Annotated in this window: 1 protein-coding gene; it reads left to right on the forward strand. The window is 61.6% G+C overall.

Annotation, left to right across the window (positions count from 1 at the left end; genetic code table 11):
- On the forward strand, positions 1–305 hold a 305-nt coding region (locus H2O73_RS23745; RefSeq protein WP_281364268.1), incomplete at both ends, for a carboxyl transferase domain-containing protein.

A 305-nucleotide genomic window follows, 5' to 3' on the forward strand; every position in this document is an offset into this window, starting at 1 on the left:
CCAAGGTCGCGGACGAGGGGGATTTCTACGAGATCCAGAAGGATTTCGCAGGCAACATCATCACCGGTTTCATCCGGCTGGAGGGGCAGACCGTGGGCGTGGTGGCGAACCAGCCGATGGTTCTGGCCGGCGTTCTGGATATTGACAGTGCGCGCAAGGCGGCGCGGTTCGTGCGGTTCTGCGACTGTTTCGAGATCCCGATCCTGACCTTGGTGGATGTGCCCGGCTTCCTGCCTGGTACCGGGCAGGAGTATAACGGCGTCATCAAGCACGGGGCGAAGCTGCTCTTTGCCTATGGCGAGGCT

This window comes from Vibrio marinisediminis, from assembly GCF_014050145.1.
GTDB lineage: Bacteria > Pseudomonadota > Gammaproteobacteria > Enterobacterales > Vibrionaceae > Vibrio > Vibrio marinisediminis.